Annotated in this window: 6 protein-coding genes; 2 read left to right on the top strand and 4 right to left on the bottom strand. The window is 27.1% G+C overall.

What is annotated here, in order from left to right; translation table 11 throughout:
* Positions 1-77 precede the first annotated feature (77 nt).
* The 3 genes from WBG30_RS14560 to hutG are packed head-to-tail and all read right to left on the bottom strand — an operon-like array spanning position 78 to position 2,768.
* The gene (locus tag WBG30_RS14560) at positions 78-626 is read right to left on the bottom strand and encodes a HutD family protein (RefSeq protein WP_424505376.1); all 549 of its coding nucleotides are present in this window, start codon (positions 624-626) and stop codon (positions 78-80) included.
* A gap of 9 nt (positions 627-635) precedes the next feature.
* Positions 636-1,859: a sodium/glutamate symporter gene (gltS, locus tag WBG30_RS14555; RefSeq protein WP_424505375.1), complete on the bottom strand. Its 1,224-nt coding sequence runs from the start codon at positions 1,857-1,859 to the stop codon at positions 636-638.
* 12 nt (positions 1,860-1,871) lie between these two features.
* Positions 1,872-2,768 carry a formimidoylglutamase gene (gene hutG / locus WBG30_RS14550; RefSeq protein WP_424505374.1) on the bottom strand — a complete coding sequence of 299 codons (897 nt, stop codon included), beginning with the start codon at positions 2,766-2,768 and terminating at the stop codon, positions 1,872-1,874.
* Positions 2,769-3,241: 473 nt separating this feature from the next.
* Between hutG and WBG30_RS14545 the strand changes: the two genes are divergently transcribed.
* Together WBG30_RS14545 and WBG30_RS14540 are read left to right on the top strand one after the other, a co-directional pair.
* Positions 3,242-3,913 carry a MurR/RpiR family transcriptional regulator gene (locus tag WBG30_RS14545; protein WP_424505373.1) on the top strand — a complete coding sequence of 224 codons (672 nt, stop codon included), beginning with the start codon at positions 3,242-3,244 and terminating at the stop codon, positions 3,911-3,913.
* A gap of 262 nt (positions 3,914-4,175) precedes the next feature.
* Positions 4,176-5,228: a PDDEXK nuclease domain-containing protein gene (locus WBG30_RS14540; RefSeq protein ID WP_424505372.1), complete on the top strand. Its 1,053-nt coding sequence runs from the start codon at positions 4,176-4,178 to the stop codon at positions 5,226-5,228.
* A gap of 415 nt (positions 5,229-5,643) precedes the next feature.
* On the opposite strand, the gene WBG30_RS14535 is transcribed toward WBG30_RS14540, so the two are convergent.
* The gene (locus WBG30_RS14535; RefSeq protein ID WP_424505371.1) at positions 5,644-5,826 is read right to left on the bottom strand and encodes a hypothetical protein; all 183 of its coding nucleotides are present in this window, start codon (positions 5,824-5,826) and stop codon (positions 5,644-5,646) included.
* Between the last annotated feature and the right edge of the window lie 87 nt (positions 5,827-5,913).

Below are 5,913 nucleotides of genomic sequence, written 5' to 3'. Positions count from 1 at the left end.
ATATATTGTAATAGAATTAATTTATATGAAAAAAGTGCAATAATTTTTAATTACTCCTCCTTCCTTAATAAAAATACTTAATTAATTGAATCTTTCTTTTTTATAAAATTAACGACTAAACATTTATTGCTTGGTTGTATTCTCTTCAAATCATTTTCGGTATTGATATATCCATCATATTTATTTAAAAATATTTTACTATTATTTATCATAATAGCATTGTTATGTACTAAGCTAATTATAAAAATATTATTATCTATTATTATTTTTTCATCTCTTTCCATTCGATTCATTTTAACAATGAAATCTTTTTCTTTCCAAATAACATTAAAGTCAATTATTTCATTATCACATTTTGATAGAACTTTATCTGAACCTTCAAATTGAATAACTGAATCTTTATTCATAGTTTTAAATATCCCATTTATATTTAATTCTACACTATTTTTTAAAATTGATAACATTCTTTTATATCCTGTAAAATCTGAAAATTCAGATACTCCTTGGTCAATTGTAGCAGATGAAATTCTTATTCCAAAATCATCTTTATCTTTGAAATATTCTTTCGTCTTTCCACCATTCCATTTTTTAGACTTAAGGGTTTCATAATTTACTATAGTTTGCATAAAACACCTCTATTTAAATAAATTTATAGCAGTTATTATTACAGGCATTTGAACCATATCAATTAAGAATGCTCCTGTAAGTGGGACTACTAAATATGGATTAACTGTATAGCCATATTTTTCACTCACTTCTCCCATATTAAGCATTGCATTTGTAGTAGCTCCTAGACCAGAACCGCACATTCCACTCACCATAACAGCCGAATCATAATCTTTTCCTAGTAATCTAAATACGATAAATCTAGTATATAGAAACATAAATAAAACTTGAGTAAACAACATTAATATCATCGGTAAAGCTAAATCTGCTAATTCCCATAATTTTAACGAGATTAAAGCCATTGATAAAAAGATATTTAAAGATGTATGTCCTAAAATATCTATTAAATTTCTATCCATATCCATCCATTTAAATTTATTATTTAAATTATTAAATATAATTGCTGCAAACATAGCTCCAACATAAGAAGGTAGTGCCAAATTAAAATTTGATTTTAATAAAAAACTACCAAACATACCAAGAGTCATTATTATTGCTATCATCCCAATATGCTTTAATAAAGAATCAGAAGTAATTTTTCTTTCCACAGTATCATTTTTTATTCCAACTTCATCTTTTGTTTTTATAAATTTAGGTTTGAGATTATATTTTTTAATTAAACTAAAAGCTAGTGGTGCACCCAACAAACCTCCCGCTAATAATCCAAAGGTTGCAGATGAAAGCGCCATAGTTGAAGCGCCAGTTACTCCCATAGCTTCGACTGTTTGACCAAATGCACCTGCTGAACCATGACCCCCTGACATCGATACAGATCCGCCTAATACACCAAATAAAGGATTTATATGTGTAAGTTTTGCAATACTAACTCCTATTACTGTTTGCATAAAAGTCATTACTCCGCTTAAAGCCCAAAAGATTAATAAAAGTTTACCTCCTTTTTTCAACCCTGATATTGAAGAACCTAATCCTATTGTTGTAAAAAATACAACCATAAATGGAGTTTGCAATGTAGTTGTATAAGCTATACTTCCTATTCCAGTTTGTCTTAATATCAAATGTGCAATTGCAAATATTAAACCACCAATTACAGGTGCAGGAACTCCAAACTTAGAAAACCATTCGACCTTTTTCTTAATTTGTAACCCTAAAAATAATGATACTAAACCCATAGCAAGTGTGGCTATCATATCGAACGACATTAAAAATCCTAAATCATTAATACTAAAGTTCATACTTTCCCCCTTTTAATCTATTATCTTATTAATAATATACGCAACCAACCTTCCAGTTCTATTATCTATATCAAGCTCAGGGTTTACCTCAGCAAAATCTACAGCAACTACTTTTCCTGTATCTAATATATTTTCAAATAATTTTATTCCTTTTGCTTTATTTAAACCTACTGCTGATGGGGCAGATACTCCCATAGCGTCGGCTATATCAAAAACATCCATACAAAGCGTTACATATATATAATCTACAGAATTTATAAATTTTATGATTTTATTGTTTATTTCTTTCATAGAATTAAATTCTACATCTTCAGCACTTATAATTTCGCCTCCTAATTCTTTACAAGTATTAAGTAATCTTATAGTATTACCAATTTTTTGATAGCCTATAATCATATACCTATAGTCTTCTTCGCAGTCTCCTATCTGTTTAAATGAAGTTCCTGAAGTTGGATATTGATCATAAGGTCTCATATCTAAATGTGCATCAAAATTTATGATTCCTATCTTTTTATTTTTGTATTTATCACTATTTTTTATTCCTGTATAAGTTCCATATGCTATTGAATGTCCACCACCTAGACCGATAGGTATAATCCCATCATTAATTATACGAGTAACTACCCCAGAATATACATTTTGACACTCTTCTAAATTAGTAGAAACAACCTCAACATCTCCGTAATCTTTAATTTCCAAATCTAAGCTATGAATCGGCATTGAAGCCATCGCAGTTCTAATTGCATTAGGACCTTCGAAAGTTCCTAATCTCCCTAAATTTCTTTTGACACCTTCATCACACTTAAATCCTAAAAATCCAAAACTCTTAGTTTTATTAAGGTTTTTTTTATTAATTAATTGCCAGAGTCTTTGATCTTCTATTTCATTACTATCATATCTTCCCTTCATTCTTACCTCCATTGTTTTGTTTTGCTTCCATATGTTTAATTATAGCTCAATAAAATCCCAGTATTAAATATATTAAATAAATGGCAATCATTTATTCAAGTTATTACTATATTTTTGAACTTTAATGATAGAATTTACACGTGAAAAATATTTCAAAAAAAGGAAAATATTATAGCTGAATTTAAGAAAAATAATAAAATTTATATAACAAAACGCCAATAAAGTTACTTAAAATGGAATGTTTAAGAACTATCATAACTGTTAAATTTATATATATTTACTGTCGTATTTATTATTTTATTTTACAATTACCGTTTAATTTTGTGTTTATATGTTTGATTTTAGTTCGATAAAATGTTATTCTAAAATATATGAAACAAATGATAATTATATATTTAAATTGACTTTATATTTTTAAACTTCTATACCATGATTTATAAGTATGAAAAATATTTCAAAAAAAGGAAAATATTATGACTAAATTCAATGAAAACGAAAGAAAAGTAATAAAATTTATACAAGAAAACCCCAATGAAGCTATTCAAAATGGGATATCTAAATTATCTAAAAGATTATTTGTTTCCAGTTCTTCTATTTTTAGGATTTCTAAAAAATTAGGTTATGATGGTTTTACTGATATGGTTCACTCCATAAAAAATGAAAAAGATAAGGATAGAAACAAATCTTTTGGTGTATCGAACACCTTAAATATATTAGATGAAAAGGATATCGATACATATATCAAATATTTAACTACAAATAAAATAGTTATCTATGGAAAAGATTTCTCAGCTATAATTGGAAAGTATATTCAAAAAAGGTTATTTACTTTGGGTATAAACTCTCATTTTATAGACTGTATAGATTTTAATCTATTTTTAGAAACTATTGGTAAGGAATATGACACCATGATCTTAATATCCAACACAGGTGAATGTCAGGACTGTTTAAATTTATTAGAAAATTCAAATGGTCGTTACAAAGTCATAAGTTTTACAGGAAAAAAAAAAAATACAATAGCTAATTATTCAGATGTATCATTTGTATTTCAAGGGATTTCTACTTCAGATCTTATAGTAAAATCTCCTAATCCTTTTTATGGAAACGTTATATTAGGATTTGAAGAATTACTAAAAAAAGTATAATAAAAAATTAAATGTTAATGATATATTAACTTAGAAGTTAAGAACGGCACTTACTAAAATAAAAAATTCTCTATTTAATCTCAGTATATAGAAAAAGATTGTTTCTAGATCTTAGAAGGTATTAAAAAAACTTCCAAATCGGGAGTTTTTCTTTTGATTAGAGTAAAGACTTTTTATAATTTTACTATTTATAAAATTAAGAAATTAGAGTATATGATATAATTAGAAAATAAGTAATACTGTAACAAAGTGGAGGGATTATATGAATAAAGAAATAATTCAAAAAGATGAATATAAAAAGGTTATCCAAGAGATAAAAACTCATATTCAAACATCTCAAATAAAAGCTTCTATTTCAGTAAATAAAGAATTGCTGAAACTTTACTGGAATATTGCACAATTAATAGTTGAAAGACAGAAATTATCTTCATGGGGAGATGGATTTATAAAAGAAGTTAGTAAGGACTTACAAAAAGAATTCCCAAATATCAAAGGATTTTCTATAAGGAATTTAGAACATATGAGAAAGTGGTATAAATATTGGATATTCAAAAATGAAATTACGAAACAAGTTGTTTCGCAATTTAAAATAGAAAAAATATTTCAAATTCCTTGGGGTCATAATATACTGATTATTCAAAAAATTAAAGATATAGAAGAAGCTATTTTTTACATAAACGGAATAATAGAAAATAATTGGTCTAGAAATGTTTTGATGAATCAAATTGAATACAATCTATATGCCAGACAAGGTGTTGCGATAACTAATTTTAAAGAAAAACTTCCTGATATCCATTCTGATTTAGCTATACAAACATTAAAAGATCCCTATTGTTTTGATTTCTTGACTCTTACAAAGGATTACAACGAGAAAGAGTTAGAGGATTCTTTAGTTGAAAATATAACCAAATTTTTATTAGAACTAGGATCTGGCTTTTCTTATGTAGGGAGACAATATAAATTAACAGTAAATGGTGATGATTTCTATATAGATTTATTATTCTATCATGTAAAATTACATTCATATGTAGTTGTAGAATTAAAAACAGGAGAATTCAAACCAGAGTATGCAGGAAAATTAAATTTTTATGTCTCAGTAGTAGATGATTTGGTTGCGACTAAAGATATAGATAAACCTACAATTGGTATATTAATCTGTAAGTCTAAAAATGATATGGTTGTTGAATACGCTTTAAAAGACATAAATAAACCTATGGGGATTAGTGAATACCAATTAACGCAAAACTTACCCAAAGAATTCAAATCTTCCCTACCTAGTATAGAGGAGATAGAAAATGAATTGAGTGAAAAATAGCAAAAGTTTTGCTATAAAAACTTAGAGGTTAAAAACAGCACTTACTACAGTGCTTGAATCCTCTAAATTATTGAAAATTTTTAGTTAGGGATAAGGAGCCACGCATGCTATAGGACTCCTCTACAATTTTATTTTAAATGTCCAAGAAAAAAAGTCTGCCATAATTTTGGTAGACTTTTATTATTAAATATAACAAAAAAACTCCTCACTTTTCTCCTAAGCTCTCCTAAAACATCCCTCTACACATTGCACCTCTACAGTTGAAATATAGCAAATAAGAAAGCCTTGAATCCTTTGAAAACATTGGGGTTGAAGGGGAGAAAACAGTTAAGGCCACTGAGTGGCCTTAAGGGGGTTAGAAATAGCCTTAAAGGTAGCGTGAGTGGCCTTATTTTACTCTGAAATTAGTGTGTTTTTATTTTTGTATCCAATAGATACTTTTCTTTTTTTCCATCAAGTATATTTTGAATTCATCTATAATAGATCTATTTATTTCTCTACCTTTTAAAAAATTATTAAATATAGTTATATCCTTGAAATAGATATCAATAGTAGCTTTGGTATAGCTGTCTTCTAAGTATTTTTTGTATTGTGTCATAAAAAACAACTCCTGTAGGAGTTTTACCACATAGAGGAGTGAAAGTTAAGGGTACTATTTTTTTATTTATGTAGTATACTCTAAGGG

The sequence above is a fragment of the Psychrilyobacter sp. genome, from assembly GCF_049671765.1.
Lineage (GTDB): Bacteria > Fusobacteriota > Fusobacteriia > Fusobacteriales > Fusobacteriaceae > Psychrilyobacter.
This window is presented reverse-complemented; position numbering and strand designations above follow the sequence as displayed.

Excerpts from the sequence above, each read along its gene's own strand:
- gltS (WP_424505375.1), bottom strand. The coding sequence starts at position 1,859 with ATGAACTTTAGTATTAATGATTTAGGATTTTTAATGTCGTTCGATATG.
- WBG30_RS14545 (WP_424505373.1), top strand. The coding sequence starts at position 3,242 with ATGACTAAATTCAATGAAAACGAAAGAAAAGTAATAAAATTTATACAA.
- WBG30_RS14540 (WP_424505372.1), top strand. The coding sequence starts at position 4,176 with ATGAATAAAGAAATAATTCAAAAAGATGAATATAAAAAGGTTATCCAA.
- WBG30_RS14560 (WP_424505376.1), bottom strand. The coding sequence starts at position 626 with ATGCAAACTATAGTAAATTATGAAACCCTTAAGTCTAAAAAATGGAAT.
- WBG30_RS14535 (WP_424505371.1), bottom strand. The coding sequence starts at position 5,826 with ATGACACAATACAAAAAATACTTAGAAGACAGCTATACCAAAGCTACT.
- hutG (WP_424505374.1), bottom strand. The coding sequence starts at position 2,768 with ATGAAGGGAAGATATGATAGTAATGAAATAGAAGATCAAAGACTCTGG.